Origin of the sequence: Streptomyces sp. L7 (genome assembly GCF_050990935.1) — a bacterium.
GTDB lineage: Bacteria > Actinomycetota > Actinomycetes > Actinomycetales > Microbacteriaceae > Leifsonia.
Genome location: NZ_CP194644.1, coordinates 1,527,234 through 1,552,371, shown reverse-complemented (window position 1 = coordinate 1,552,371; position 25,138 = coordinate 1,527,234). Strand labels below are relative to the sequence as shown.

The 25,138-nt window shown below is 71.9% G+C and carries 26 protein-coding genes, 1 tRNA gene and 2 pseudogenes; 13 read left to right on the top strand and 16 right to left on the bottom strand.

What is annotated here, in order from left to right; all coding sequences use genetic code 11:
* The first annotated feature begins 111 nt into the window (after window positions 1-111).
* Complete coding sequence (locus ACR5MH_RS07895; RefSeq protein WP_431346735.1) at window positions 112-1,041, top strand: MBL fold metallo-hydrolase; 930 nt, start codon at window positions 112-114, stop codon at window positions 1,039-1,041.
* A gap of 4 nt (window positions 1,042-1,045) precedes the next feature.
* Here ACR5MH_RS07895 and ACR5MH_RS07890 read toward each other — a convergent pair whose 3' ends face one another.
* A complete protein-coding gene (locus tag ACR5MH_RS07890; protein ID WP_431346734.1) occupies window positions 1,046-1,378 on the bottom strand; it encodes a DUF1905 domain-containing protein in 333 nt (110 codons plus the stop codon).
* A 93-nt stretch (window positions 1,379-1,471) separates the two neighbouring features.
* Between ACR5MH_RS07890 and ACR5MH_RS07885 the strand changes: the two genes are divergently transcribed.
* Both ACR5MH_RS07885 and ACR5MH_RS07880 read left to right on the top strand, forming a co-directional pair.
* Window positions 1,472-1,867, top strand: coding sequence for a DUF7144 family membrane protein (locus ACR5MH_RS07885; protein WP_431346733.1), 396 nt, complete (start codon window positions 1,472-1,474; stop codon window positions 1,865-1,867).
* Window positions 1,868-2,303: 436 nt separating this feature from the next.
* The gene (locus tag ACR5MH_RS07880) at window positions 2,304-2,582 is read left to right on the top strand and encodes a hypothetical protein (protein WP_433862473.1); all 279 of its coding nucleotides are present in this window, start codon (window positions 2,304-2,306) and stop codon (window positions 2,580-2,582) included.
* Between the two features lie 7 nt (window positions 2,583-2,589).
* Here ACR5MH_RS07880 and ACR5MH_RS07875 read toward each other — a convergent pair whose 3' ends face one another.
* Together ACR5MH_RS07875 and ACR5MH_RS07870 are read right to left on the bottom strand one after the other, a co-directional pair.
* Entirely contained in the window at window positions 2,590-4,035 is a 1,446-nt protein-coding gene (locus ACR5MH_RS07875; protein WP_431346731.1) for a lipase maturation factor family protein, read from the bottom strand.
* Window positions 4,036-4,093: 58 nt separating this feature from the next.
* Window positions 4,094-4,744, bottom strand: coding sequence for an endonuclease/exonuclease/phosphatase family protein (locus ACR5MH_RS07870; RefSeq protein ID WP_433862620.1), 651 nt, complete (start codon window positions 4,742-4,744; stop codon window positions 4,094-4,096).
* 173 nt (window positions 4,745-4,917) lie between these two features.
* Between ACR5MH_RS07870 and ligD the strand changes: the two genes are divergently transcribed.
* Window positions 4,918-5,937, top strand: coding sequence for a non-homologous end-joining DNA ligase (gene ligD, locus ACR5MH_RS07865; protein WP_433862472.1), 1,020 nt, complete (start codon window positions 4,918-4,920; stop codon window positions 5,935-5,937).
* Between the two features lie 47 nt (window positions 5,938-5,984).
* Here the strand turns inward: ligD and ACR5MH_RS07860 are convergent, their stop codons facing one another.
* From ACR5MH_RS07860 to ACR5MH_RS07825, 8 genes are read right to left on the bottom strand one after another with little or no spacing between them, the layout of a single operon-like run.
* Window positions 5,985-7,055 (bottom strand): ATP-dependent DNA ligase, encoded by a 1,071-nt coding sequence (locus ACR5MH_RS07860; RefSeq protein WP_431346730.1) that lies wholly within the window; start codon window positions 7,053-7,055, stop codon window positions 5,985-5,987.
* A 52-nt stretch (window positions 7,056-7,107) separates the two neighbouring features.
* Complete coding sequence (locus tag ACR5MH_RS07855; RefSeq protein ID WP_431346729.1) at window positions 7,108-7,965, bottom strand: SDR family NAD(P)-dependent oxidoreductase; 858 nt, start codon at window positions 7,963-7,965, stop codon at window positions 7,108-7,110.
* Between the two features lie 16 nt (window positions 7,966-7,981).
* Window positions 7,982-8,347 (bottom strand): hypothetical protein, encoded by a 366-nt coding sequence (locus ACR5MH_RS07850; protein WP_433862471.1) that lies wholly within the window; start codon window positions 8,345-8,347, stop codon window positions 7,982-7,984.
* Window positions 8,348-8,382: 35 nt separating this feature from the next.
* Window positions 8,383-9,834, bottom strand: a complete 1,452-nt coding sequence (locus ACR5MH_RS07845; protein ID WP_431346728.1) for a dihydrolipoyl dehydrogenase family protein — start codon at window positions 9,832-9,834, stop codon at window positions 8,383-8,385.
* 53 nt (window positions 9,835-9,887) lie between these two features.
* On the bottom strand, window positions 9,888-10,673 hold the full coding sequence (locus ACR5MH_RS07840; RefSeq protein ID WP_431346727.1) for a crotonase/enoyl-CoA hydratase family protein: 786 nt from the start codon (window positions 10,671-10,673) through the stop codon (window positions 9,888-9,890).
* A gap of 22 nt (window positions 10,674-10,695) precedes the next feature.
* Window positions 10,696-11,655: an arginase family protein gene (locus ACR5MH_RS07835; RefSeq protein ID WP_431346726.1), complete on the bottom strand. Its 960-nt coding sequence runs from the start codon at window positions 11,653-11,655 to the stop codon at window positions 10,696-10,698.
* Window positions 11,652-12,299 (bottom strand): NADPH-dependent F420 reductase, encoded by a 648-nt coding sequence (locus ACR5MH_RS07830; RefSeq protein ID WP_431346725.1) that lies wholly within the window; start codon window positions 12,297-12,299, stop codon window positions 11,652-11,654. The genes ACR5MH_RS07835 and ACR5MH_RS07830 overlap by 4 nt, the downstream gene beginning before the upstream one ends.
* Window positions 12,300-12,312: 13 nt before the next feature.
* Window positions 12,313-12,960, bottom strand: coding sequence for a TPM domain-containing protein (locus ACR5MH_RS07825; RefSeq protein WP_431346724.1), 648 nt, complete (start codon window positions 12,958-12,960; stop codon window positions 12,313-12,315).
* Between the two features lie 126 nt (window positions 12,961-13,086).
* Between ACR5MH_RS07825 and ACR5MH_RS07820 the strand changes: the two genes are divergently transcribed.
* Complete coding sequence (locus tag ACR5MH_RS07820; protein ID WP_431346723.1) at window positions 13,087-13,830, top strand: gamma-glutamyl-gamma-aminobutyrate hydrolase family protein; 744 nt, start codon at window positions 13,087-13,089, stop codon at window positions 13,828-13,830.
* Between the two features lie 154 nt (window positions 13,831-13,984).
* Here the strand turns inward: ACR5MH_RS07820 and ACR5MH_RS07815 are convergent.
* Together ACR5MH_RS07815 and ACR5MH_RS07810 are read right to left on the bottom strand one after the other, a co-directional pair.
* Window positions 13,985-14,617 (bottom strand): annotated as a pseudogene (locus tag ACR5MH_RS07815) (protein-L-isoaspartate(D-aspartate) O-methyltransferase); the annotation flags it as partial.
* Window positions 14,618-14,677: 60 nt separating this feature from the next.
* Window positions 14,678-15,673, bottom strand: a complete 996-nt coding sequence (locus tag ACR5MH_RS07810; RefSeq protein WP_431346722.1) for an SDR family oxidoreductase — start codon at window positions 15,671-15,673, stop codon at window positions 14,678-14,680.
* A gap of 172 nt (window positions 15,674-15,845) precedes the next feature.
* On the opposite strand from ACR5MH_RS07810, the gene ACR5MH_RS07805 reads away from it, so the two are divergent.
* The 4 genes from ACR5MH_RS07805 (at window position 15,846) to msrA (ending at window position 19,162) form a co-directional block, all read left to right on the top strand.
* Entirely contained in the window at window positions 15,846-17,057 is a 1,212-nt protein-coding gene (locus tag ACR5MH_RS07805; RefSeq protein ID WP_431346721.1) for a mechanosensitive ion channel family protein, read from the top strand.
* A 196-nt stretch (window positions 17,058-17,253) separates the two neighbouring features.
* Window positions 17,254-18,069: a type IV toxin-antitoxin system AbiEi family antitoxin domain-containing protein gene (locus tag ACR5MH_RS07800; RefSeq protein WP_431346720.1), complete on the top strand. Its 816-nt coding sequence runs from the start codon at window positions 17,254-17,256 to the stop codon at window positions 18,067-18,069.
* Between the two features lie 104 nt (window positions 18,070-18,173).
* Window positions 18,174-18,650, top strand: a complete 477-nt coding sequence (gene msrB, locus ACR5MH_RS07795; RefSeq protein WP_431346719.1) for a peptide-methionine (R)-S-oxide reductase MsrB — start codon at window positions 18,174-18,176, stop codon at window positions 18,648-18,650.
* The gene (gene msrA / locus ACR5MH_RS07790) at window positions 18,650-19,162 is read left to right on the top strand and encodes a peptide-methionine (S)-S-oxide reductase MsrA (RefSeq protein WP_431346718.1); all 513 of its coding nucleotides are present in this window, start codon (window positions 18,650-18,652) and stop codon (window positions 19,160-19,162) included. Before msrB ends, msrA begins: the two co-directional genes overlap by 1 nt.
* 65 nt (window positions 19,163-19,227) lie before the next feature.
* Here the strand turns inward: msrA and rlmC are convergent, their stop codons facing one another.
* Window positions 19,228-20,352, bottom strand: coding sequence for a 23S rRNA (uracil(747)-C(5))-methyltransferase RlmC (rlmC, locus tag ACR5MH_RS07785; protein ID WP_431346717.1), 1,125 nt, complete (start codon window positions 20,350-20,352; stop codon window positions 19,228-19,230).
* A 130-nt stretch (window positions 20,353-20,482) separates the two neighbouring features.
* Between rlmC and ACR5MH_RS07780 the strand changes: the two genes are divergently transcribed.
* Together ACR5MH_RS07780 and ACR5MH_RS07775 are read left to right on the top strand one after the other, a co-directional pair.
* Window positions 20,483-20,680 (top strand): hypothetical protein, encoded by a 198-nt coding sequence (locus ACR5MH_RS07780; protein ID WP_431346716.1) that lies wholly within the window; start codon window positions 20,483-20,485, stop codon window positions 20,678-20,680.
* A gap of 41 nt (window positions 20,681-20,721) precedes the next feature.
* Window positions 20,722-21,609 carry a trypsin-like serine peptidase gene (locus ACR5MH_RS07775; RefSeq protein WP_431346715.1) on the top strand — a complete coding sequence of 296 codons (888 nt, stop codon included), beginning with the start codon at window positions 20,722-20,724 and terminating at the stop codon, window positions 21,607-21,609.
* A 66-nt stretch (window positions 21,610-21,675) separates the two neighbouring features.
* On the opposite strand, the gene ACR5MH_RS07770 is transcribed toward ACR5MH_RS07775, so the two are convergent.
* Both ACR5MH_RS07770 and ACR5MH_RS07765 read right to left on the bottom strand, forming a co-directional pair.
* Window positions 21,676-21,748 (bottom strand) — tRNA-Arg (locus ACR5MH_RS07770).
* Window positions 21,749-21,817: 69 nt separating this feature from the next.
* On the bottom strand, window positions 21,818-22,429 hold the full coding sequence (locus ACR5MH_RS07765; RefSeq protein ID WP_431346714.1) for an iron ABC transporter ATP-binding protein: 612 nt from the start codon (window positions 22,427-22,429) through the stop codon (window positions 21,818-21,820).
* Between the two features lie 167 nt (window positions 22,430-22,596).
* Here ACR5MH_RS07765 and argS point away from each other — a divergent pair, with 167 nt between their 5' ends.
* A complete protein-coding gene (gene argS / locus ACR5MH_RS07760) occupies window positions 22,597-24,300 on the top strand; it encodes an arginine--tRNA ligase (protein WP_431346713.1) in 1,704 nt (567 codons plus the stop codon).
* Window positions 24,301-24,304: 4 nt separating this feature from the next.
* A pseudogene (locus ACR5MH_RS07755) lies at window positions 24,305-25,068 on the top strand (LmeA family phospholipid-binding protein).
* Window positions 25,069-25,138: the final 70 nt, after the last annotated feature.

The following is a 25,138-nucleotide window of genomic DNA, read 5'->3' as shown; positions in this document are numbered from 1 at the left end:
GGCGGGCAGGGGCCGGGCTGTCGCTCCGAACCGTTGCCGCCGGTGGGCGGTCGCGGCGGATCGTCGCCGGGCCGGCCCGCCCGCCGCGGCGTTGTCGGCTAGCGTGTGGGGATGCCCTCCACCGCCGCCGCCGAGGCGATCGCCCCGGGCGTCCGTCGCGTGCGCGTCCCCATGCCGCCCGGCACCGGCCTCCCGTTCAGCAACGCCTACCTGATCGAGGACGCGGACGGCCGCGCCCACGTGATCGACCCGGGCTCGCCGACCCCGGAGGCGCAGGAGACGCTGCGGACGGCCCTCGGCGAAACCCCGGTCGCCGCGATCGTGCTCACCCACCTGCACGCCGACCACTCCGGCGGCGCCGCGGCGCTGGCGGCCGAGACAGGCGCTTCCGTGCTCGTCCACGAGCGCGAGCGGGCGGCGCTCCGGCTGATCGCCGCCGGGCTCCCGGCGCCGGACCTGGAGGCGTGGGGCGTCCCGGCCGAGCGCCGCCCCGAACTCCTCGCCGCCGCCGCCGTGCCGGCCGGTCCGGCGGCGCAGCTCGCGGACGCCGTGATCACGGGCGTGCTGACGGACGGCGACCTGCTCGACCTCCCGGGCCGCCGCCTCCGCGTCGTCGGGACGCCCGGCCACACCGACGGCCACCTCTGCCTGCACGACGAGGAGGCCGGCCTTCTCGTCACGGGCGACCACGTGCTGCCGACGGTCAACTCCGGTCTGGGGCTCGGCGGACCCACCGCCACTAACCCGATCGCCGACTACCTCGAATCGCTCGACAGGGTCGCGCGGCTCGATCGCGGCGGACTGCGCGCCCTCCCCGGCCACGAGGACCCGTTCACCGGCCTGCGCGACCGCTGCGCCGCCCTCGCCGTTCACCACCTCCGCCGCGCGGACGAGGTCGCCGCCCACCCCGGCGGCACCGTGTGGGAGGCGGCGCGCACCCTGACCTGGACCGGCGGCTGGGACGCGCTCGCCGGATTCACCCTGCTCTCCGCGCTGCGGCAGACGGCTCAGCATCGGGAGTACGTCGCCCGACGGGCGTGAGCGACTACAGCAGCGTCTCCACGCCGAGCGTCACCCGGTCGCCGAGCCCGACGCCCTCGCGCCGACGCACGTCGCCCTTGATCGCCACGACGTACGCCCCGTCCGCGCTCTCCGGGAACACCGACGTCGACCAGCGCGATCCGCCGAGCGTCACCATCACCTTGACCGAGCCCCAGCCGGCGGGCGGGTGCGGCTGCAGGCGGATCTCCTCCGAGATGTCGTCGGGCAGGCGGGCGAACACCCAGAGGTCGCGCCGCGCCTCCCAGCGGAACAGCTCCGTCTCGAACTCGTAGCGCACGCCGGACATGACCTCCACACTGCCACCGACCCCCGACATCGCGCGCACGCGCCCGACCGAAACCGACCGGCATCGCCCCTGCCCCGTGCGGCATCCGCGGCGCTATCCTCACACCGACCGTCAGGAGGAGCCATGTCCGTCACCCGCCCCGGCACCGTCACATTCGTGGCCGTGCTCGCCTACATCAACGGCGTCCTCAACCTCGTCGGCGGCGTGATCATCCTGTTCACGCGCGACCAGATGGCGCGTGCGTCGAACTCCGGCGCGCAGGCCGGGCTCATCACCTCCGCGATCCTAGCGATCATCCTCGGGATCGTGATCCTCGTCGTCGCCCGCGGCCTCCTGAACGGCAGCCGGTTCGCGCGCGGGCTCGTCACCGTCGTCATGATCCTCAACGCTATCGGCGGCGTCCTCCTGCTGTTCAGCCTCCAGTTCTTCAGCGGGATCCTGGAGATCCTCTGGGCCATCGTCATGCTCTCGCTGCTCTACACGCAGCGTGCCAACGCGTTCTTCGCGAGCCGCGGCTGACCGATCGCGCCGAGCTGTCGGCGCGATCGGACAGAATGGGAGGTGGCGCCGACGCCCGGCGTCCCCGACCGACCCGAAAGGCTGTGGCCATGCGCTGGCCGAACTGGCTCAGGAAGAGCACGGTGAAGACCGTGCGCACGCGTCCCTTCGACGAGGACGCGCTGCCGGAGCCCGCCGCGCCGACGCTGGAGCAGACCGTCGACGAAGGTATGCTCCTGGCGGAATACGCCACCCGGATGGCGGTCAAGAACCACATCGTGGTCGATACGCTGCAGTACGGCAACGACTTCGACGCCGCCCGGCACACAGGCGAGGCGGCGCACCTGCTGCGCGAACTCGCCTCCGAGCAGGGGAGGCCGCCGGACGGATCGACGCGGACCTGGAGGCGGCGCAGGGCCTCCGCGGCGACGCCACCCACCCGCACGACTACCGCGACGTGGACGTGGCGAACCTGCGGCTGCGCCGCGACGCGGCGGTCGCGCTGGCGAGCGCGCTGCGAGCGAAGGCCGACTCGGAGGAAGAACTGCTCGCCCTGGTCGAGCGCGGCCGGGTCGACGCCTGGGACGATGTCGGCCGGGCGATCGAGGCCGGGCTGGACGCGTTCTCGGGCGTGGAAGCGCTGAAGGCCGACTACGAGCGGGAGAAGCCGGGGCGGCTGAAGCTGCTGATCTGGCGCGACCTGGCCCGGCTGCAGGAGGAGCGCACGGGGTACTGAGGGCCGCTCACCCGCCGTCGCGCAGCGCCACCGGCGGCACCAGCGTCCCCACCTCCGTGCGCACCCACCGGTCCCCGGTCGCACGCTTCTCGGCGTGCGTCGCGAACCGGTACAGGAACATCCGGGCGCGCACCGATCGCGGCGCCCGGCCGCCGAACGGGTCGAGCCGCAGCAGCCGCAGGGTCGGCCGGTCGGCCTCCAGCAGCCGCAGCAGGAACACCTCGAACCACGGCGAGTCCCGGGAGCCCAGCGCGAGGAACCACATCAGCCAGTCCAGCCGTAGATGGTACGGCGCGTACTGCCGCGGCAGCCTCCGCGGGTCGCCCGGCTTGCCCCTGAACCCGTACTCGCGCCACTCGGCGCCGGGGTCGTGCGGGTCGTCGGCCGTGCCCTCCACGACCACCTCGTAGCGCTCCTTCGTCACGCTCCCGAACGCGCCGTAGGCGTTGACCAGATGCCAGCGGTTGAAGCTCGCGTTCATCAACTGCCGCCGGCGGAACAGGTTCCGCAGCGGCCACCAGCTCAGCGCCACCAGGAAGGCGCTCACCAGGAGCGCGACGACCGCGAACCAGAGCGGCACGTCCGCCGCGCCGACCCGGACGTGGATCGCGCCGCCGCTGATCCACCGCCACGCGCCGTCGCTGACGCCCGCGAAGGCGAGCACGATCGTGATCCAGTTGAGCCAGGCGAAGTTGCCGGTCGCGACGAGCCAGAGCTGGGTCAGGATGACCAACGCGGCCGCGGCGCTCGCCACCGGCTGCGGCAGGAACAGCAGCCACGGCACGATCAGCTGCGCGAAGTGGTTGCCGAGCACCTCCACGCGGTGCCACCACTTCGGCAGCAGGTGCGCGGTGCGGCTGAGCGGGTTCGGCATCGGCTGGGTTTCGTGGTGGTAGTACAGCGCGGTCAGGTCGCGCCAGGACCGGTCGCCGCGCATCTTGATCATCCCGGCGCCGAACTCCAGCCGGAACACCAGCCAGCGCACCAGGATGACGATCGTGATCGGGGGAGCGGTGTCCCCGGACCCGAGGAAGGCGACGGTGAAGCCGGCCTCGCAGATCAGGCTCTCCCAGCCGAAGCCGTAGAAGGTCTGGCCGATGTTCGCGATCGAGAGGTACAGGAACCAGACGATCAGGAACACGGGCACGAACACGTACGACGGCGTGAGCTGAAGGACGCCGACAACGACGAGCGCCGCGAGCGCGGCCCCGGTCCAGGCGACGGCGCGCAGCAGGCGGTCCGAGTACCTCCAGCGGAACAGCGTCGGCTGCCGCCGGGCGTACGTCGACCGCAGGAAGCGCGGCGCCGGCAGCAGGCCGTGCTCGCCGAGCAGCGCGGGGAACTGCGCGACGGCCGAGAGGAACGCCACGACGTAGAGGGCCGCCACGCCGCGCTGCAGGATCTCCCGCGCGATCGTGTACTCGGTCCCGGCCAGCCAGCCCAGCGCACTCATCGGACCTCACCGTACGCTCGCCGGGGCCGCGGGCGAACGCCGGATCGGGAGGTGAGGACTAGGCCGCCAGCTCTGCGTCCAGCCGGATGGCCCGGTGGTCCGACGCGCCGGCAGGGAGCACGTCCACCCGGTCCACATCGAAGCCGGTGGAGGTCACGAAGTCGAAGTACCCGCTGAAGAACTTGTATCGGAGGTAGGTCGGTTCGTCGGTGCGCTTGAGCGTGTAGCCGGACGTGGTCAGATGCCGCTCCAGCCCGCGGATGAACCACGGGTAGTTGAAGTCGCCGACCATGATCGCCGGCGTATCCGGGGCGAGCGAGCGCATCCCTTCGTGGGCGGCGGCGATCTGCTTGCGACGCAACGAGTTGGAGGCCGTGAGCGGCGCGGCGTGGAATGAGCCGATCAGCACGCGCTCGCCGGAGTCGCGGTCGCGAAGCAGGGCGGCGAGCAGGCGCTCGTTGGCGGGGGCGAGCACGCGGTCGTGGAGGGACTTCTGCACGGCGAAGACCTGCGTGTCCAGCACCTCCCAGCGCTCGTCGCGCACGTAGACGGCGAGGCCGAGCCGGTTGGCCTTGGTGGTGTCGGCGAGCTGGAGGTCGTGCAGGCGGGGCGCGAGCGCCTCGCTGTCGCACTCCTGCAGACACAGCGCGTCGGCGTCGTACGTCTTGGCGATGTCCTCGAGTTCGTGACCGGCGGCGTGCTTGCGCAGGTTGTAGCTGATGATCCTCAGGGCCCCGCACCTCCTCGCGTCGTAGCGTTGCCGGGCGACGCCCGGTCTCCGCTCATTGTGGCCCCACCATCATGCTGCACAACGAGGACCGGTCGCATCCCACACGGAATTCACACCCTGGTCATCGCCCGTTGGGCCGGTACGGTGGTCGCATGGCAGGCGACGCAGTCATCCTCACGGTGCCCGGTCCGCACGGGGATCGGGAGATCCGCATCTCGAGTCCGGGCCGGGTGCTCTACCCGGACCTCGGGATCACGAAGCTCGACCTCGCGAACTACCTGGTGGAGGTCGGCGAGGCGTTCGTCCGGGCCAACGGCGACCGGCCGCTGTCGCTGCAGCGCTTCCCGGAAGGGATCGACGGCGAGCAGTTCTTCTCCAAGAACCCGCCGCGCGGCACCCCGGACTTCGTCCGCTCGGTGATGGTCGTCTACCCGAGCGCGCGGTCGCATCCGCAGCTCGTCATCGACGAGCCGGCCGCGGCGGTGTGGGCGGCGCAGATGAACACGATCGTGTTCCACCCGTGGCCGTCGCGAGCGGAGGACTCGGACAACCCCGACCAGTTGCGGATCGACCTCGACCCGCAGCCGGGAACGGACTTCACCGACGCGATCCCCGCCGCGATCGAGCTGCGTGCGGTGCTTTCCGAGGCCGGGCTGGAGACGTACATCAAGACCTCGGGCAACCGCGGCCTCCACGTGTTCGCGCCGATCGAGCCGGCGCGGGAGTTCCTCGACGTACGGCACGCGGTCATCGCGGCGGCGCGCGAGCTGGAGCGGCGGATGCCGGAGAAGGTGACGACCGCGTGGTGGAAGGAGGAGCGTGGCGAGCGGATCTTCGTCGACTTCAACCAGGCCAACCGCGATCGCACGATGGCGGGGGCGTACAGCCCGCGGGCGCTGGCCCACGCGCCGGTCTCCACGCCGGTGACCTGGGACGAGCTGCCGGAGGTCGACCCGCGCGACTTCACGGTGCGCACGGTCCCGGAGCGGCTGCGCAGCACCGGCGACCCGTGGCAGGACTTCGGCGAGCGCCCCGGCACGATCGACACGCTGCTGGAGTGGTGGCAGCGCGACCTCGACGACGGCCTCGGCGAGCTCCCCTTCCCGCCCGACTACCCCAAGATGCCCGGCGAGCCCCCGCGCGTCCAACCCAGCCGAGCCAAGAAGCCGTAGCCACCCGCCGAGTTCGTGCGTGGTCGCCGGTTCGGGGCGGGGCGGGGTCAGGACATGACGTCGGCGAGGTCGTAGGCGATGGGGCGGTCGAGCTGGTCGTAGGTGCAGGAGGCCGCGTCGCGGTCGGGTCGCCAGCGCTCGAACTGCGCAGTGTGCCGGAAGCGCCAGCCCTCCATCTGGTCGTAGCGCACCTCCATGACCCGCTCCGGGCGCAGGCGCACGAACGACACGTCCTTGCTCGCCGAGAACCGGCTGCGATCGGTCTCGCCGGTGACCGCGGCGCCGCTGTCGTCGCGCTCGACCAGCGGCTCCAGGTCGTCGACGAGCTGGAGGCGGACCTTGTCGCTGAACGCGGAGACGCCGCCGACGTTCCGCAGCACGCCGTCGTCGCCGTAGAGGCCGACGAGGAGCGACCCGACGCCCTGGCCGCTCTTGTGCACGCGGTAGCCGAGCACCACGACGTCGGCCGTGCGGTGGTGCTTGATCTTGAGCATGGTCCGCTTGTTCGGCGCGTACACGCCGTCCAGCGGCTTGGCGACGACGCCGTCGAGCCCCGCGCCCTCGAACTCGACGAGCCACTGCCGGGCGCGCTCGGTGTCGACGGTCGTCCTGGTGACTCGGATGGGGTCGGGCAGGTCGCCGGCGAACTCTTCCAGGGCCGCGCGCCGCTCGGAGAACGGCCGGTCGAGGTAGGACTCGGAACCGAGCGCGAGCAGGTCGAACGCGACGAAGGTGGCCGGGGTCTGCTCGGAGAGCAGCTTCACCCGGCTGGCGGCGGGATGGATGCGCTGCGAGAGCGCCTCCCAGTCGAGCCGCTGCGCGCCGGGCTCGCCGGTGGGGACGACGATCTCGCCGTCGAGGATGCACGGGCCGGGCAGCAGCTCGCGGAACGCCGCGATGAGCTCCGGGAAGTAGCGGGTCAGCATCTTGGAGCCGCGGCTGCCGATCTCGATGCGGCCGATCGTGCCGTCACCGGCGTCGTCGGCGTAGACGAGCGCGCGGAAGCCGTCCCATTTCGGCTCGAAGCTGAGGCCGCCGGGGACGCTGTCCTGGTCGGGGACGGCGGGCACCGCTTTGGCGAGCATGGGGGCGACGGGGGAGTCGGAGGTCGGACGCATGTCTCGATCATGCCGTGACGCGCAGCCATCCGGAAGGGCGCTCCGGAGGATGTCAGCCTCGCTCCGCGACTCCGGTGAGACCCTGGCTCAGCGTCCACAGGTCGCGGGCGAGCTGCGGGTCCTTCGCCTGCCGGGTCACCCTGCCGTTGGCCCTGAAGCGGTCGAAGTACGTCCCGCTCGGCGTCCCGACCGGCAGCGGGCCGGTGAGCCGTTCCAGTGGCGCGGCGCCCTCCTCCGGGGTGACACCGTACCGTCCGCCGGTCACGGCACCCCCGAACCGGATGAGCGGGGAGCTCGCTCCGAAGCGGGTCACGACGGTGCCCGGATGGAAGGAGTAGGCCGTGACGCCGGTGCCGGTGAGTCGTTCCGCGAGTTCGGCGACGAACAGGATGGTCGCGATCTTGGATGTGCCGTACGCCCGCCAGCCGCCGCGCCAGCGCCGCCGCTCCCAGTCGAGGTCGTCCAGCCGCACGTTGCCGAACAGGTTGGCCATGCTCGCGGTCGACACCACGCGCACGTCGCGCCCCGACCGCGCGGACTCCACCAGACGCGGCCGCAGCAGGTGGGTGAGCAGGAACGGCGCCAGGTGGTTGAGCTGGATGGTGCGCTCGTGCCCGTCGACGGTGATGCGCCGCTCGTGGTACAGGCCGCCCGCGTTGTTGGCGAGCACGTCGATGGTGTCGTATCGGTCGAGGAGGGCGGCGGCGAGCGCGCGCACGTCGTCCAGGCGCTCGAAGTCGGCGAGGAACGGCGTGGCCCCGATCCGCTCCGCGATCGCGCGCGTCCGCTCCGGGTCGCGGCCGACCACGGCCACGTCGTCGCCGGCTGCGGCGAGCCGTTCCGCGGCGACGGCGCCGATGCCGGAGCTGGCGCCGGTGACGACGACGGTGCGCCGCTCCTGCCCGTTCATCGGGACTCCTGGGCGTTCATCGGTAGCCGCCTTTCTCGAGGCCCGCCTCGATCTCGAACCGGTTGCGCAGCGGGTCGCGCCCCGCCAGCAGGTAGAGGAACGGGAAGAGCATGCCGTAGCGCTGCCACTGCCGCTTGTGGACGGCCTCGTGCTCGAGGACGTGATCGCTGACGTTCCGGTCGGTGAGGTAGCAGGCGCCGACGCACGACCCGCCACGGCCGAACGTCCGCCGGGGCATGTCGCGGAACACGAACAGCCCGCCACGCCGCTCGACGCGGCCCGTGCTCCACGCGAAGCCCCAGACCATTCCGACCGCGGTCGCGTACAGGTAGCCGAGCCGGCTGATCGGCGAGTCGAGGAAGACCGCTGAGAGCGACCGCACTACGTCTCCGCGAGCCCTCCCCTCCGCACGATTCATCACAGCGCGGGCCGGCCGTACGTCTCGAGCAGCCGCAGCCAGACCTCGCTGACAGTCGGGTAGGACGGCACCGCGTGCCAGAGCCGCTCCAGCGGCACCTCGCCGACGATGGCGACCGTCGCCGAGTGCAGCAGCTCGCCGACGTCCTGTCCGACGAAGGTCGCGCCGAGGACGACGCCGCGGTCCTCGTCCACGACCATGCGCGCCAGGCCGTCGTAGTCGTCGGCCAGCACGTACGCGCCGCTCACCGAGCCGATCGGGTAGTCCACCACGCGGGTGCGATAGCCGGCCTTCTCGGCCGCCGCCGCGGTCAGCCCGACGGAGGCCACCTCCGGCTCGGTGAACGTGACCTGCGGTACCGCCTGGTGGTCGGCGGTCGCGACGAACGCGCCCCACGGTGCGAGGGAGACCTCGTGGCCCTTCGCCCGGGCGGCGATCGCGTCGCCGGCCGCGCGGCCCTGGTACTTGCCCTGGTGCGTGAACAGCGCGCGGTGGTTGACGTCGCCCACGGCGTACAGCCACCCGCCGTCGACCGGCTCGCCCGCCGGGTCGAGCACGCGCATGCTGTCGTCGACGGTGAGCCAGCCGCCGTCCTCCAGCCCGAAGTCCTGCAGCCCGAGGCCCGAGGTGCGCGGCAGCCGGCCGGTCGCGACCAGGAGCTCGTCGGCCTCCACCACCGTGCCGTCGCCGAGCCGGATGCGGAACCGGTCGTCGTCGCCGCGCTCGACGGACTCGGTCGTGACGTCGAGGTGCACGTCGACCCCGAGCTCCGTCAGCGCCGCAGCGACGCGTTCGCCGGCGAAGGGCTCGGCGCCGCCGAGCAGCCCGTGGCGCGCGATGAGGTGCACCTCCGTCCCGAAGCCCGCGAAGGCGGTCGCCATCTCGGTCCCGACCGTCCCGCCGCCCAGGACCGCCAGCGACACCGGCACGCGCTGGACGCTCGTCGCGTCGCGGCTCGTCCACGGCTCGCTCTCGCGCAATCCCGGGATGTCGGGCAGCAGCGCCGCGGAGCCGGTGCAGACGGCCACCGCGTGCGTCGCGGTGAGGACGGTGGTCACGCCGTCATCGCCCGTGACGGTGACCTCGCGCGGCGCGGAGATGGTGGCCCAGCCGCGGACCAGGTCGATGCCCGCGCCCTTCAGCCACTCCACCTGCCCGTCGTCCTTCCAGTCGCTGGTCATGTAGTCGCGCCGGCGGAGCACCGCGGCGACGTCCAGCGGCCCGGTGACGGCCTCCCGTGCACCGCCGACGCGCTGCGCCGCCCGGAGCGCGGCGGCCGAGCGCAGCAGGGTCTTCGACGGGATGCAGGCCCAGTACGAGCACTCGCCCCCGACGAGCTCGGCCTCGACGATCACCGTGCGCATTCCGCCCTGGGCGGCGCGATCGGCGACGTTCTCGCCGACCGCTCCGGCTCCGATGACGATGACGTCGTACTCGGTCGTTGCGGGCATCTCTCCTCCTGGGTGGTCGCGGTCTCGGGTCGGGCTGGACGGAGTGCGAGGCGTCAGCGCCCCACGAACTCCGCCGGAGTGCGGGTCAGGAACGCCTGCATGCCGATGCGGGCGTCCTCGCTGCCGGCCAGCCGGACGAGCGCCGGCTGGAGCGCGGACTCGGCCGCCGCGTCGCCGTCGCGTACGGCGATGACCGCGTTCGCGAGCGTCGCCTGGACCGCCAGCGGCGCCTGGGCGGCGATCCGCTCGGCGATGGCCAGCGCGGCATCGAGCTGGGCGCCGTCGTCGACGACCTCCTGCACGAGCCCCATCCGGTAGGCCTCGTCCGCGTCGAAGGGGTCGCCCGTGAGGATGTACCGCATGGCGTCGCCCCAGCCCGCCGCGCGCGGGAACCGGATGGTCGCGCCGCCGAACGGCAGGATGCCGCGCGCGACCTCGATCTGCGCGAACGTGGTCGAGCGAGCCGCGACCGCGACGTCGGCCGCGAGGATGAGTTCGATGCCGAGCGTGAGGCAGGTGCCCTGCACCGCGACCACGACCGGCTTGCGGACCCGCGGCCCCGAGACGCCCCACGGGTCGACGCCCGTGTCGCCGACGAACGACAGCCCTTCCGGGCCGATGCGCGGCGCGACGTCGGCGAGGTCGAGGCCTCCGGTGAAGTGGTCGCCGATCGCGTGGACGACACCGACCCGCAGCTCGGGATCGCGGTCGAGCTCCCCGTAGGCCTCGGCCAGCGCGTTCAGCAGCTCATAGTCCGCCGCGTTGCGCTTGTCGGGACGGTTGAGACCGATCAGCAGCACGTGGCCGCGCCGCTCGGTCAGGATTTTCGGTTCGCTCATGCCTCTCAAGCTACCGGCGGGATCAGCGGACGTCATCCGGCGGGGCGGTATCCGTGGACAAGTGGCGCGGGCCGTGATCTGTGGAGGAACCTCCGCCCGCCGAGCCGGCCTCGGCCGAGCCGGCCTCGGCGCCGTTCTTCAAGGGCGCCGTCAGGCTCCCGAGCACCCGCAGGATCACGCTGAGGTCCCGCCCCGCCGCGTCCGGCGACTCGGGCGCGAACTCCGTCACTGCCGCGCCGGCCAGCTCGAACCGCGTGCGCAGCGCCCGGATGGCATCCGTGAGCTGCTCCGGCGACACCCCGAACGGTTCCGGGAACCCGATGCCCTCGATCGCGGACGGGTCGAGCACATCGAGGTCCACGTGCAGGTAGACCGCCGTCGCGCCGGTCGCCTCCACTGCGCGCACCAGCGCTTGCGGGTCCTCGAACTCGCCCGGTGCGATCACGCGGATCCCCATCCGCTCCACGAACGCCGACTCGCCGTCGTCGAGGGCGCGGGTGCCGGCGAGGACGAGCTGCTCGTGGTGCAGGCGGGCCGCACCGGTCGCCGCCAGCCCGTCCGGACCGTCGCCGAGAAGGGCGCGGACGACCATGCCGTGGAAGGCGCCGGACGGCGAGGTCGACACGTTGTTGAGGTCGCCGTGCGCGTCGAACCACACGACCGCGACCGACCCGGCCGGGTGCGACTCGACCGCGTGCTGGACGCCGGCGAGGTCGGCGCCGCAGTCGCCGCCGATCGTGACGACAGGCGCCTCCAGCACCGCCAGCTCCGACGCCGCGAGTTCGCGGACCAGGCTGAGCGACGAGTACCGCAGCACGCCCGTCCCGAGCGCCTCGCCCGCCGCCGCGGGGACCGCCACGCCGTGGGTGGCGGCCGCGGGGAGGTCGCCGCGGATGGCCTCCGCGCCGTCGATCAGCCGCATCGCCCGGGAGGAGCCGGAGCCCTGCCATTGCGGTACGACGAGGAACGATGCCGGGCTCATCCTTTTTCCTTCCGTGTCGCCGCCGCGGCCGCGTTGCGCAGGCCGGAGGCGGTCAGATGCTGCCCGTAGGCGGGCATGTCGCGCTCGAACCGCCAGCCTTCGGCGAGCGGGCCGAGGTCGACCACGTCGAAGCCGAACTCGTCCAGCAGCTCGGAGACGAGAGCCTTCGCGTCGCCGTCGTCGCCCGCGATCGCGAGGGCGCGGCGCCCGGGAGTGCCCGGCGGCGAGGCATCCGCGGTGAGGTTCGCCGCCGGGATGTGGTTGAACGCCTTGACGACGCTCGCCTCGGGCAGGATGCGCTGCAGCAGCCCGGACACCGTCTCGCGGCCGTCCTCGAGCTCGGGGATGACGCCGTCGCGTGCGGGGTAGTAGTTGCCGGTGTCGATCGCGACCTTGCCGGCGAACGCGGCGGACGGCAGCGATGCGATCGAGCGCAGCGGGATGGCGACCACGACGATGTCGCCGGCCTGGGCGGCCTCCGTCACCGTCCCGGCGCGCGCGTGCGGACCGAGCTCGCCGACCAGCGCGGATAGCGACTGCGGCGCCCGCGAGTTGCTGATGACGATCTCGTACCCGTGCGCGATCCCGAGGCGGGCGAGCTGGCTGCCGATGCGCCCCGCCCCCACCAGGCCCAGAGTGGTCATGATGCGCCCGCCGTCACGATGCGACCTCCCGGTGCTCCACGTCCTGCTGTGCGCCGCGTCTGCGCCGGAGCACCAGCCAGAGCACGACGCCGCCGACGATCAGGACGACCGCCAAGGCCACCCAGAAGATCACGGTCCCTCCGCTGTCGCCGACCGCCGCGCCGAGCGCCTGTGCCGCGGTTACGGCGGCGGGTGTCCAGTCCTGCGTGCGGAGCTTCGGCTCGACCTGCGTCTGCTCGATGGTGGTCAGCTCGCGGTCGCTGACCGGGCCGCTGCTGTCGCCGGACAGGTAGTACGACTGGCCGTCCGTCGCGACCGCGAGCAAGTAGTCGGTCGGACCGAGGTCGTTGCGGGCGGCGGTCTCGTTGGCCCAGTCCTCCGCGTCGGTCGGGTTGGTGAACTGGTCGACGTAGGCGACGTAGAGGCGGATGCCGTGGTCCTTGTAGAGGGAGGCCGAGGCCGCCTCGATCGTGTCCACGTCGGCGTCCGAGAGCACGCTCGCCTGGTCCACGACGTGGCCGGAGCCGAAGTCGACCGGGTCCGCCGTGCGCACCGCCTGCGCCGCGGGCGCGGACAGGACGAGCGGGGCGGACACCGCGCCCACCACGAGAAGCAGGGCGATGAGCGGTCGACGCCCGATCAGCGAACGGTGCACAGACATTCACCCACTCTCCCGAGCTTTCCTGTCATCGAGCCGAGTCTATGAGCGCGCTCCCGGCCGTGTCACTGTTTCGACCTGTTACGCGTCCGCGTGCGTCGCGGCTGCGGCCGCCGCAGAATTGCTGTCATGTCCCCGGCCGCCCGCACACTCGCCGTCGTCGAGGCGACGCGCTTCCGCGGCCACGATCCGGAATACCACGCGTATGTGCAGGTGCTCGTCGGGGGAGTCGTCCGTGCGGCGGAGGCCGACGGGTGGGCAGTCTCCCGGCTGGCGGCGGACCGCGGAACCGACGCCCTGCTGGCCGCGACCGAGAACGCTGACGCCGTGGTGATCGTAGGCGGCGAGGACATCGCGCCGCCGTTCTACGGCGGCTCGGCAGGCTACCCGCACGAGAGCCTGCACCGCGAGACGGCGGACGCCGCGCAGCTCGCGCTCGTGCACAGCGCGATCGCGCGCGGCCTCCCGCTCCTCGGCATCTGCCGGGGCCTGCAGATCGTCAACGTCGCGCTCGGCGGCACCCTCGTCCAGGACCTGGGGGAGTCCGACCATGTACGCCGCGGCGTGCCCATCCCGGAGGTGCTCACGACGCATCCTGTGCTGCTGGAGCCGGACAGCCGAGTGGAGGAGCTGCTCGGCGGCCCCGTGGTCTCCGTTCGCAGCGCTCACCATCAGGCGGTGGATGTCGTGGGCGCGGGCCTCCGCGTCACCGGGCGCGCGCCCGACGGGCACGTCGAGGCGATCGAGCACGAGACGGCGCCGATCCTCGCGGTGCAGTGGCACCCGGAGGACCCGGGAGCGCCCGCCGGCCAGCTCGCCGCGCTGCTGGGCGCGTTGCGCGCGACCGTGCCCGCGGCCTCCCTCGCGGCCTGACGCGGTCCCCACCGCGCACTTTCGGCACGAATGTCGCGAATGCCGGCGCGAAACGCGACATTCGTCACCAATGTGTCGGCGCCGCGGCAGGCGCTTTCGGCACGAATGTGGTGAATGGCGCCGCGAAACGCGACATTCGGCACGAATGTGCGCGTCAGGTTCGCCAGCCCTGGTCGCCGATCAGGGCGACGAATGCGACCGCGCCGAGGTTGCGCTCGTGCAGCGAGCCGTCGGCGGCGCGCTCGAACACGGCCAAGTGCTGGGCGCCTCCCGGATGTCCGACCGGCATCACGATGCGGCCGCCCGGCGCGAGCTGCTCGGGCCAGGCGCGCGGCACGGTCGGCCCGGTCGCCGCGGCCACGATCGCGTCATAGGGCGCCCCGGCCGGCCAGCCGAGCGTCCCGTCGCCCGTCACGACGTTCACCCGGTAGCCGAGCGCCTCCAGGGTCGCCGCCGCGGTGACGGCGAGCTCGGCATGCCGCTCGATGCTGATCACCCGATGGCCGAGCTCCGCGGCGACCGCGGCTGCATAGCCCGAGCCGGTGCCGACGTCGAGCACGGCGTCCTCCGGGCCGATCCGGGCGGCCTCCAGCATGAGCGCGACGATGTACGGCTGGGAGATGGTCTGGCCGTCGCCGATCGGCATCGGATGGTCCTCGTACGCGAACCGCTCCGCGCCCTCCGGGACGAACTCGTGCCTCGGCACGCGTCTCATCGCATCGAGCACCCGCTGGTCCTCGATCCCGCGGAGGCGGAGCTGCTCCTCGACCATCCGCTCGCGTTCGGCGCTGAATTCCCTGTTCGTACGGCTATTGAACCACCGCGGCCCGGTGGTCCTGAAGCCCGGTCAGGCGACAGAGCGCGCGTGCTCCACGAGCCGGTCGAACGCCGCGTCGAGATCCGGGTCGAGGCGCTGGCGGGAGGCGTCGGCGAGGTACCAGTCGACGATCTCTCCCGCGCCGTGCGCGAACGTGACGCCGGCCTGGTACTCCGGCACCAGCGCCTTCACCTTGGCGTTGTCGAAATGCATCGAGTGCGCCTTGTCGCCGAGGAGCCCTGGACCGAGGTCGGGGACGACGGCGGCGATGGTCTCGCTCGCGACGTGCACGAGCTCGGCCTCCACGCCGAGCGCCTCCGCGAGGTAGCTGTAGATCTGATCCCAGGTCGGGGCCTCGTCCGAGGTGATGTGGAATGAGTCGCCCACCGCTTCCGGCCGGCCGAGCAGCCCGACGAACGCGACGGCGAAATCGGTGTTGTGCGTGATCGTCCACCGGCTGGTGCCGTCGCCGTGCACGACCACCGGGGCGCCCCGGCGCATCCGCTCCAGGTCGGTCCAGTGCCCGCTGGTCGGGATCATCGTGCGGTCGTAGGTGTGCGACGGGCGCACGATCGTCATCGGGAAGCCGCGCTCGCGGTACGCCTCCACCAGGAGGTCCTCGCACGCGATCTTGTCGCGGGAGTACTGCCAGAACGGGTTGCGCAGCGGTGTGGACTCGGTCACCGGCATCCGCGCGGGCGGGGTCTGGTAGGCGGAGGCCGACGAAATGAACACGAACTGCCCGACCCGGCCCTCGAACAGGTCGAAGTCGGTGCGGATGTGCTCCGGCGTGAAGGCAAGGAACTCCGCGGCGACATCGAAGCTGCGCTCGCCGAGCACGCGGTGGACGCTCTCGGGGTCCCGGATGTCGGCGTGCAGCACCTCCACTCCGTCGGGGAGCGGACGCAGCTCGCTGTTCCCCCGATTGACGACCGTGACCTCGTGACCCCGATCCAGGGCCCGGGCGACGCACGCGGAACTGATGACCCCCGTGCCGCCGATGAAGAGTGTCCGTGTCGCTGTCATCCCTGCTCCTCGCATCGTCGCCGGCGGTCCCGCACGGGTTTCGCGGCCTCGCCGGCCACGCCCCCAGACGACCCAGACTAACGCTCCCGGGGGCCGCGAGGTTAAGGTCGGGGTGCGCTCCGGGTACAGTGCAGGTCGTCCACCCCGCCGACCGGGAAGGAGTCCTCCCGCCGTGCCTCTGCGAACCTGGCCCTCGCTCGTGATCGCCTGCATCATCGCCATCGTCGCCGCCGTGGTGGTGACCGCGATCGTGGGGCTCATCCTGCGCGGGGTCGGCCGCCATCGCCAATGGCCCGCTCTGCTGGTGAAGCGCGCGCGGGTGCCGTTCCGGCTGTTCCTGGCGGTCATGGTGCTGTGGATCGCCGTGGCCCTGACGCTGCCGCCGGAGGTGCCGCCGGACTGGGCGGGCGTTGTCCAGCACGCCTTCCTGATCGCCGCGATCGCCACAGGCACCTGGTTCCTCGCGGCGCTGGTGGTGTTCGCCGAGGACCTCGGGCTCGCACGTTACCGCGTCGACGTGCCGGACAACCGGTACGCCCGCCGGATGCGCACGCAGGTGCTGGTGCTGCGGAGGCTGACGGTCGTCGCGGCCGTCGTGATCGGGTTGGCCGCGATCCTGCTGACGTTCCCGGTGTTGCAGGCTGCAGGGGCCAGCCTGCTGGCGTCGGCGGGGATCATCGGTGTGATCGCCGGTGTCGCCGCCCAGTCGAGCCTCGCGAACCTGTTCGCCGGCATCCAGCTCGCCTTCTCCGACGCCATCCGGCTCGACGACGTGGTCGTGGTCGAGCAGCAGTGGGGGACCATCGAGGAGATCACCCTCACGTACGTGGTGGTGCACATCTGGGACGACCGCCGGCTGGTGCTGCCGTCGACCTACTTCACGACGAAACCGTTCGAGAACTGGACGCGCCAGCACAGCGAGCTCCTCGGTTCGGTGGAGTTCGACCTCGATTGGCGGGTGTCCCCGTCGGGGATGCGCGCGGAGCTGAACCGCATCCTGGCCGCGACGGACCTCTGGGACGGCCGCACCGGAGTCCTCCAGGTCACGGACGCGACGCTGGGCTGGGTGCGGGTGCGCGTGCTGGTCACCGGCAAGGACGCTCCGACCCTGTTCGACCTCCGCTGCCATGTGCGGGAGCGCCTGATCGACTGGATGCAGCGCTACTCCGACGCCGCGCTGCCGCGCAAGCGCGTGGAGCTGGTGGAGACCCCGGAGACCCAGGTGCCGACCTCCCGCGCGCGCAGCGCCCAGGACGGCGAGGGGCGCCTCTTCGGCGGCAGCCCCGAGAACGAGCAGCGCGCCTCCCAGTTCACCGACGCGATCCCCATCGTCCCCGATCCCACCCGCCCCGACGAAGCCCGCCCCACCCCCGCCACCGACTAGCCCCCCTTCTTCCACCCCGCCCCGCCCCCGCAAACAGGAAGATTTCCCGCGACCCACCTTGAACCTCCTTCCGAACCCCCTTCGGAAGGAGATTCCCGTCGTGTCTCCTGTTCACCCCAATCGCCCTCCTGCGTGAGTTGTCCACACATTCGCGGGACGGCCGGCGTTCCGGCCCTCCGCGCCTCAAGATCGTTCCATGACCTGGACGAATCGGCTCAGAGAGCTCGGCGGCGCGGCCACCACCCATCAGCTCCGGATGGCGGGTGCGACGCCCGAAGACCTGAAGCGCGCGGTGCGCGTGGGCGCGGTGGAACGCGCGCGGCGCGGCGTCTATGTCTCGCCGCTCCTCGACGGTGTTGCGTTGGAGGCCGTCCGCGCCGGAGCCCGCCTGTCGTGCGTCTCCGCCTGCGCGAGCTACGGACTCTGGTCCGGCTCGGATCGGCGCACACATGTGACGCTTTCGCCGCAGTCGCGTCGTGCGCCGCCCGGCCTCGTGTGCCACTGGCGCCCGGTGGAGGAGCACCCCGAACTCTGGCGCGTGTCGCTCGCCGATTGCTTACGGTCGGTGGCGCGGTGCGCGGATGAGGAGACGGCGGTGGCGGCGTTCGACACGGCGCTGACGGCGGGCCACGTCAGCCCCTCCGGTCTCCGGCGCATCCTGGAGGACCTGCCGAAGGCTGCGCGGGACCGGGCGGCGATCGCGCGCCCGGGTTCGGACTCCGGTGTCGAGTCGGTCGTCCGGCAGCGATTGGAGCGGCACGGGCGCAGGGTCGAGCAGCAGGTGCACGTACGCGGTGTCGGCCGGGTGGACATGCGGATCGACGGCGGACTGTATCTGGAGATCGACGGGTACGCCTTCCACAGCGATTCGCACTCCTTCGAGCGCGACCGGCTGAGGGACACCACTCTTGCCGAGCTCGGCCACCGGCGGCTCCGGGTGAGCGCGCGGCAGGTCGTCGAGGACTGGTCGGCGGTGGAGGCCGCGATCGACCGCATCGTCGAGCGGGCGTAGCGCCCGCAGGAAACTCACAGGAATGCCGGGACCAACCGCGCGCCCTTCGCTGTTCTCCTTACTGACGGCGCCGCAGCCAGCGCTCGCCGCACTCAGGAGGAAACGTGACACAGGACTACCGCAAGAGCCAGGACGCGGTCGCGCGGCTCACCCCCGCGCAGTACGCGGTCACTCAGGAGGCGGCCACCGAGCCCGCCTTCCGCAACGAGTTCTGGAACAATCACGAGGCGGGGCTCTACGTCGACATCGTGTCGGGCGAGCCGCTCTTCGCGTCCGTGAACAAGTACGACAGCCGCTCGGGTTGGCCGAGCTTCACCGTCCCGGTGGAGCCCGGCAACATCGTGGAGAAGAGGGACCGCACCTACGGGATGGTCCGCACCGAGGTGCGCTCCGCCCACGGCGACAGCCACCTCGGCCATCTTTTCGACGACGGGCCCGCCGAGGCCGGCGGCCTGCGATACTGCATCAACTCCGCTGCGCTCCGCTTCGTTCCGCTCACCGAGCTGGACGAGCAGGGCTACGGCGACTACCGCCACCTTTTCGAGAACGACCAGCACGAGAACACCGAGGAGAACCACTGATGACGACCGAGAAGGCCATCCTGGCCGGAGGATGTTTCTGGGGCATGCAGGACCTCATCCGCAAGCGCCCCGGCGTCGTGAGCACCCGTGTCGGCTACACCGGTGGCGACGTCCCCAACGCCACCTACCGCAACCACGGCACCCACGCCGAGGCGATCGAGATCGAGTTCGACCCGGAGAAGGTCAGCTACCGCGACCTGCTCGAGTTCTTCTTCCAGATCCACGACCCGTCGACGAAGAACCGCCAGGGCAACGACGTCGGCACCAGCTACCGCTCGGCGATCTACTACGAGACCCCCGAGCAGCGCCGCGTCGCCGAGGACACCATCGCCGACGTGGACGCCTCCGGTCTCTGGCCGGGCAAGGTCGTCACCGAGGTGGAGCCGGCCGGACCGTTCTGGGAGGCCGAGCCCGAGCACCAGGACTACCTGGAGCGCATCCCGTGGGGCTACACCTGCCACTTCGCCCGGCCGGACTGGAAGCTGCCGCGCCGCGAGGCCGCGGCGAGCTGAGGTCCGCCCGCTGAACACGAGGCCCGCGTCGCAGGACGCGGGCCTCGTGCCGTTCTCGGCGAGCCTCAGGCGCGTTCGAGCAGCACCGCGACCTCCTGGTGCCCGGTCTGCGGGAACATGTCCAGCACGCGGCCGGTGCGGATACGGTACGACGGCATCCGCGCCAGGTCATGGGCGAGACTCTTCGGGTTGCAGCTCGAATACACCACGCTCGGAACGCCGGAGCCCTCGAGCCAGCCGGACAGCTCGGCGCCGATGCCGCGCCGGGGCGGGTTGACGATGACCAGGTCCGGCGCGGTCTTCGCCTCGAGCGCGAACGCGGTCGCGTCGCCGGGCCGGAACGCCACCAGGGGCAGACCTGCGGCGGACGCGGTCGCGCGGGCGCTGCGCACGGCCTCCGTGCTGGTCTCGACGCCGACCACCCGGCGGCCGGGCGCCGCCACGTTCAGGGCGAATCCGCCGACGCCGCAGTACAGGTCCCACACGCTCACCGGCGACACGTCGTCCACCCAGGCGGCGACCTGCGCGTACAGCGCCTCGGCGACGGCGGTGTTGGTCTGGAAGAAGCTCTGCGGGCGCAGCCGCAGCGGAATGCCGCCGACCCGCATCACGAGCGACGACTCCGCGGTCAGCACGATCTCGCGTTCGCCCTCCACGACCGCCTTGTGCTCCGGCTGGAGGTTCACCGTCACGACCCGCGCGTTCGGCAGCGCGGCCAGCAGCTCGGGCAGCAACGCGCGGATGCGGCCGACCGACTCCTCCGAGCGGACGACGAACCGCACCATCAGCTCGTCGTCGGGGGAGAGGGTCACCAGCACATACTTGAGCTCGCCGCGGCGGTCGGGCACGCGGTACGGCTCGATCCGCGCGCGGGTCACGAAATCGGCGAGTACGGGCAGCGCGGCACGGACGCCCGGCGCGCAGATCCCGCACTCGCGCAGGTCCACTCCGCGCCCGGCTTCGTCCAGGATGCCGATGGTCGGCGCGCCGACGGTGCCGGAGACGACCATCTTCGCCTTGTTGCGGTAGCCGGATTCGGCGCTCGCGACCGGCGGCAGCCAGACCGCATCGCCGAACGGCGCCAGGAGTTCGCGGGAGTGCCGGTCCTTGCCGGCGAGCTGCTCGGCGTAGGGGACGCCCATCAGCGTGCACGAGCGGCACACGCCGGCGTCGAAGTACGAGCAGTCCATTCCGCGAACGATTGTACGTGGCGCGGCGACTCCTGCACGGCCGCGCGAAAACACGGAAAAAGAAGCAAAGAATTCGCACTGCGGGTCATCTCGGGCGAACCTCGCGGGCGGCGCCGTCGCCGGAGCGCGGATGGGGCGCGCCCCGAGCAAGGGCGAGGTCGTGACCCTGAAGTCGTACGCCCCGGGTTCGGAGGTCGCACGGGACGACCTCGCCGTGCTCCTGGAGACCGACCTCGACACCGAGCAGCGGCGGAGCCCCAGCCTTCTCCGGGCCGACGCGCTGCGCCGGCTCCCGGCCCTAGCGTCGAAGGACACGACCGCTCCGTAGTCGCGTCCGGAAGGGACGCAGGGGTGGGAAGGGGGAACAGGATGCGCACGCTCACTCGGGGACTGGGCGCGATCGCGCTGGCGGTCGCGCTGGCGGCGGGCGGCTACGTACCCGCCGCGGCGGCGGAGCCGGTTATCGATCCGCAGGGCTACTGGTCGGCGGAGAGGCTGCGGGCGGCGACGCCCCAGCTCCCTGCCGCCCCGGGGGAGACGGCTCGGCCCGGAGAGCGGGCGCTGGGCTGGGGTTCGACCACCCCCGTCAACCTCACGGTCGGCAGGCTGTTCTTCCGCACGCCGACCGGGGACACCTCGTGCACCGCGACCGTCGTCGACAGCGCGACGAAGAACCTGGTCATCACTGCCGCGCACTGCGTGCACCCCGGCGGCCCGGGCAAGGCGTACTACGGGAACTTCCTGTTCGCTCCGGGCTGGAAGAACGGCCCGTCCGCGCACGGCTACTGGTCCGGCACGGCGGTGGGCGCCTCCGCGGAGTGGACGCAGAGCAAGAAATGGGACCACGACTACGCGTTCGTCCGGCTCGCGCCGAGCGGTGGCCAGCAGATCGCGAACCGGCTGGGCGGCAACGCCGTCACGGCGGGGGCGGGACAGGTCCAGGCGAACGCGCAGATCTGGGGGTACCCCGTGCTCGCGCCGTACACCGGTCAGACCGCCCAGCGCTGCGTCGTCTCGACGACCCGCGTGAACAGTTACGCGCCCGACGCGCGTGCCGCGTGCGCCTTCACCCACGGCGCGAGCGGAGGCCCGTGGCTGAAGAGCGTGCATTCGTCGGGGGTCGGTTCCGTCTGGGCCGTGACCTCCCGCTGCGAGAGCGCGCCGGGCGGGGGTGGCGCGTGCGCGGGGACGGCGCTGTTCGCGGCGCCGTTGCCTCCGGCGGTCTTCGCGCTGCGGGACGCCGTCGGCGGCGCATGACAGAACCAGAAGGCCCCGAGCAAAGAAGGCCCCTCCTGCGGGAGGGGCCTTCTTTGCGGCTTTCGGTGCCCCCAGTAGGATTTGAACCTACGGCCTTCTGCTCCGGAGGCAGACGCTCTATCCCCTGAGCTATGGGGGCCAGGAGTGCCCGTCCAGGCTAGCATCCTTTCGCGCCGTGCCCGTCCAGCGCGACGCCGCCGGGCTCGGCTCAGCTCGCGGGCAGATTGCCCAGAACGCTCTGCATCAGCGGGGCGGCGTCGCCCGGCTCGAAGAACGCGGTCGACTCGGCGACCACCCAGTATTTCCCGCGGAAGATCTGCACCTGGCCGGCGTTGCCCGGCTTGAAGTAGCCCTCCACCTGCGGCGGCGTCCCGTAGGTGGGGACCGGCTGGGCCACGGTGATCGCGGTGTTCTTGAGCCCTTCGAGCCTGTCTGCGGGCGGAATCGCCACGGCGATCTGGACCACGTCGCCGCTGGTCTGGTTCTTCCAGGCGCAGGTGACGCCCTTCCAGTCCGCGATCTGCTTCTCCAGTGTCCCGGCGCCCGGGGCGTAGGCCGGGTCGGTCGAGAAGTTGGGGTTGTACGCGTAGAGCTGGTCGGCGGTCACGACCTGCTCGCAGGTCAGGGTGACCGGTGTCGGCGGCAGCGTGGGGGTCGGAGTGGGCGTCGCGCTCGCGGCCGGGTCGGCCGTCGAACCGCCGGCGTGCGCGGACGACGACGCGGCGGCGTTCGGCTTCGCGGCAGGCGTGCAGCCCACGAGCGCGACGGCGGCGGCGGCGATCGCGAGGGCGGCGAGGGTCCGTGCTGTGTGCTGCTGCATGCGGTTGTGCGTCTTCCGTGTCGTCCCGGTGCGTGTCGCATCGCACCCTATCAAGCACTGAGCAGGGCTTGGCTTGGAGGTCCTTGGTCGCAGGCTCCCTCGGCGCTGGGGTCGCGGCATCGCTCCGCGCCGCTCTCAGCTCCACCGCGCCGTTAGACTCTTTCTCTATGACTCCCGATGACCTCTCAGCCGCTCTGCTCGCCATCGTGACGACCGTGGTGAGCCGCCGGCGCGAGGCCGACGAGAGCATCCCGGAGCTCACGATCACGGCGGAGGACATCCCGCTCGAGCGCCCGAAGAACCGCGAGCACGGCGACTGGTCGTCCAACGTCGCGATGCGCCTCGCCAAGCGGCTCGGCGCCAACCCGCGCGAGCTCGCCGGCGAGATCGCCGAGGGCGCCGCCGGCATCGAGGGCGTCTCCTCCGCCGAGGTGGCCGGCCCCGGCTTCATCAACTTCCGCCTGGAGGCTGCGGCTGCGGGCAAGCTCGCGCAGACCATCGTGGAGGCCGGCGACGCGTACGGCCGCGGCGACCTCTACGACGGCCTCCTGGTCAACCTGGAGTTCGTCTCCGCCAACCCGACCGGCCCCATCCACCTGGGCGGCGCGCGGTGGGCGGCCGTCGGCGACAGCCTCGCCCGCATCCTGCAGGCCGAGGGCGCGGACGTCACCCGCGAGTACTACTTCAACGACCACGGCTCGCAGATCGACCGCTTCGCGCGCAGCCTGCTCGCCGCCTACCTCGGCGAGCCCACGCCGGAGGACGGCTACGGCGGCGCCTACATCGGCGAGATCGCGGCCGACGTCGCGGCGCGCGCCGCGGCCGACCCGGAGATCGGCGACCTGGCCGCCCTGCCGCGCGAACAGCAGCAGGAGGTCTTCCGCAGCCTCGGCACCGAGCTGATGTTCCAGGAGATCAAGGACCGGCTGCACGCGTTCGGCGTCGACTTCGACGTCTACTTCCACGAGGACTCGCTGCACGAGTCGGGCGCCGTCGAGCGCGCGATCGAGCGCCTGGACGACCTCGGCCACATCTTCGAGGCGGACGGCGCGATCTGGCTGCGCACCACGACCTTCGGCGACGACCGCGACCGCGTCATCGTGCGCTCGAACGGCGAGCCCGCCTACATCTCCGGCGACCTCGGCTACTACCTCGACAAGCGCGAGCGCGGCTTCGAGCAGAACATCATCATGCTGGGCGCCGACCACCACGGCTACATCGGGCGCCTGATGGCGATGGTGGAGGCCTTCGGCGACGAGCCGCACGTCAACCTCCAGATCCTGATCGGCCAGATGGTCAACCTGGTCAAGGACGGCGAGCCGGTCAAGATGTCCAAGCGCGCCGGCACCATCGTCACGCTCGACGACCTGGTCGACGTGGTCGGAGTGGACGCCGCGCGCTACTCGCTGGTGCGCTCCTCCACCGACTCGCAGCTCGACATCGACCTCGACCTGCTCACCAAGCGCAGCAACGAGAACCCCGTCTACTACGTGCAGTACGCGCACGCCCGCACTCAGTCGGTGGCGGCGAACGCGGCCAGGTCCGGGGTCGACCGCAGCGTCTTCAGACCGGAGCTGCTGACGCACGAGACCGAGAGTGCGCTGCTCGGCGGCCTCCAGGAGTTCCCCCGGGTCGTCGCGCAGGCGGCGGAGCTGCGCGAGCCGCACCGCGTCGCGCGCTACATCGAGGAGCTGGCCGGGCTCTACCACGCCTGGTACGCCGTGCGCGACGGCTCCACCCGTGTGCTCCCGCACGGCGACGAGCCGGTCACAGACGCACACCGCACCCGCCTGTGGCTGAACGACGCGACCGGCCAGGTCGTCCGCAACGGCCTGGCGCTGGTGGGGGTGTCCGCTCCGGAGCGGATGTGACGGCATGAGTTCTCGTAGCGAACGGCCCGCCCGCCCGCGCTGGCTGAAGACCCTCCTGCGGATCGTGATCCCGGTCGTGGTCGTCGTCCTCCTGCTGGTGGTCGCCGACGCCGTGACGCGCGCGGTCGCGGAGCAGCGGGTGGCGGCCGAGATCGAGAAGAACCTCCCCGACACGGTGAAGGCCGGCGTCACCGTGCACATCGGCGGCTTCTCGATGCTGGCGCAGTTCCTGGAGGGCAGTTTCTCCGACGTCGACCTGGTGGCGCCGCACGCGACCGTCAACGGCGCCCCCTGAGCGCGAAGATCCACGCCACGGGCGTGCCGGCGGACTTCAGCAAGCCCATCCAGTCGGCCACGGGCACGCTGAGCATCTCGCAGGACTCGCTGAACAAGCTCGTCACCATCCCCGGCGCGAAGGGCGACATCACCCTGGGCGACGGCGTGCTCGGCTACGACGGCAGCATCGACCTGCTCGGCCTCCCGGTGGACTACACGGTGAGCGCGACCGCCAAGGCGAACGGGAGCACCGTCCTGCTCACGCCGGGCAAAGCCAGCGTCTCCGCCGGGTCGGGCAACGTGAGCATCACCAAGCTGATCCAGGCGCTGACGGCCAGCGGTCCGTACCCGCTGTGCGCCGCGCAGTACCTCCCCGCGGGCGTGCAGGTCAGCGACATCCACGTCACACCGAATCGCGCCACCGTCACCCTGACCGCGTCGGACTTCGTGATGGACGAGAAGTTCCTGCACAGCAAGGGCACCTGCTCGTAACACGGCGAAGCGGCGGGCGTGCGCTCGATAGACTTCTTGCACTTCTCCACCGGCTTCAGGGGCCAATCCG

Coding starts and splice junctions, on each gene's coding strand:
- ACR5MH_RS07895 (WP_431346735.1), top strand. CDS start 112: ATGCCCTCCACCGCCGCCGCCGAGGCGATCGCCCCGGGCGTCCGTCGC.
- ACR5MH_RS07890 (WP_431346734.1), bottom strand. CDS start 1,378: ATGTCGGGGGTCGGTGGCAGTGTGGAGGTCATGTCCGGCGTGCGCTAC.
- ACR5MH_RS07885 (WP_431346733.1), top strand. CDS start 1,472: ATGTCCGTCACCCGCCCCGGCACCGTCACATTCGTGGCCGTGCTCGCC.
- ACR5MH_RS07875 (WP_431346731.1), bottom strand. CDS start 4,035: ATGAGTGCGCTGGGCTGGCTGGCCGGGACCGAGTACACGATCGCGCGG.
- ligD (WP_433862472.1), top strand. CDS start 4,918: ATGGCAGGCGACGCAGTCATCCTCACGGTGCCCGGTCCGCACGGGGAT.
- ACR5MH_RS07860 (WP_431346730.1), bottom strand. CDS start 7,055: ATGCGTCCGACCTCCGACTCCCCCGTCGCCCCCATGCTCGCCAAAGCG.
- ACR5MH_RS07855 (WP_431346729.1), bottom strand. CDS start 7,965: ATGAACGGGCAGGAGCGGCGCACCGTCGTCGTCACCGGCGCCAGCTCC.
- ACR5MH_RS07845 (WP_431346728.1), bottom strand. CDS start 9,834: ATGCCCGCAACGACCGAGTACGACGTCATCGTCATCGGAGCCGGAGCG.
- ACR5MH_RS07840 (WP_431346727.1), bottom strand. CDS start 10,673: ATGAGCGAACCGAAAATCCTGACCGAGCGGCGCGGCCACGTGCTGCTG.
- ACR5MH_RS07835 (WP_431346726.1), bottom strand. CDS start 11,655: ATGAGCCCGGCATCGTTCCTCGTCGTACCGCAATGGCAGGGCTCCGGC.
- ACR5MH_RS07830 (WP_431346725.1), bottom strand. CDS start 12,299: ATGACCACTCTGGGCCTGGTGGGGGCGGGGCGCATCGGCAGCCAGCTC.
- ACR5MH_RS07825 (WP_431346724.1), bottom strand. CDS start 12,960: ATGTCTGTGCACCGTTCGCTGATCGGGCGTCGACCGCTCATCGCCCTG.
- ACR5MH_RS07820 (WP_431346723.1), top strand. CDS start 13,087: ATGTCCCCGGCCGCCCGCACACTCGCCGTCGTCGAGGCGACGCGCTTC.
- ACR5MH_RS07810 (WP_431346722.1), bottom strand. CDS start 15,673: ATGACAGCGACACGGACACTCTTCATCGGCGGCACGGGGGTCATCAGT.
- ACR5MH_RS07800 (WP_431346720.1), top strand. CDS start 17,254: ATGACCTGGACGAATCGGCTCAGAGAGCTCGGCGGCGCGGCCACCACC.
- msrA (WP_431346718.1), top strand. CDS start 18,650: ATGACGACCGAGAAGGCCATCCTGGCCGGAGGATGTTTCTGGGGCATG.
- rlmC (WP_431346717.1), bottom strand. CDS start 20,352: ATGGACTGCTCGTACTTCGACGCCGGCGTGTGCCGCTCGTGCACGCTG.
- ACR5MH_RS07780 (WP_431346716.1), top strand. CDS start 20,483: ATGGGGCGCGCCCCGAGCAAGGGCGAGGTCGTGACCCTGAAGTCGTAC.
- ACR5MH_RS07775 (WP_431346715.1), top strand. CDS start 20,722: ATGCGCACGCTCACTCGGGGACTGGGCGCGATCGCGCTGGCGGTCGCG.
- ACR5MH_RS07765 (WP_431346714.1), bottom strand. CDS start 22,429: ATGCAGCAGCACACAGCACGGACCCTCGCCGCCCTCGCGATCGCCGCC.
- argS (WP_431346713.1), top strand. CDS start 22,597: ATGACTCCCGATGACCTCTCAGCCGCTCTGCTCGCCATCGTGACGACC.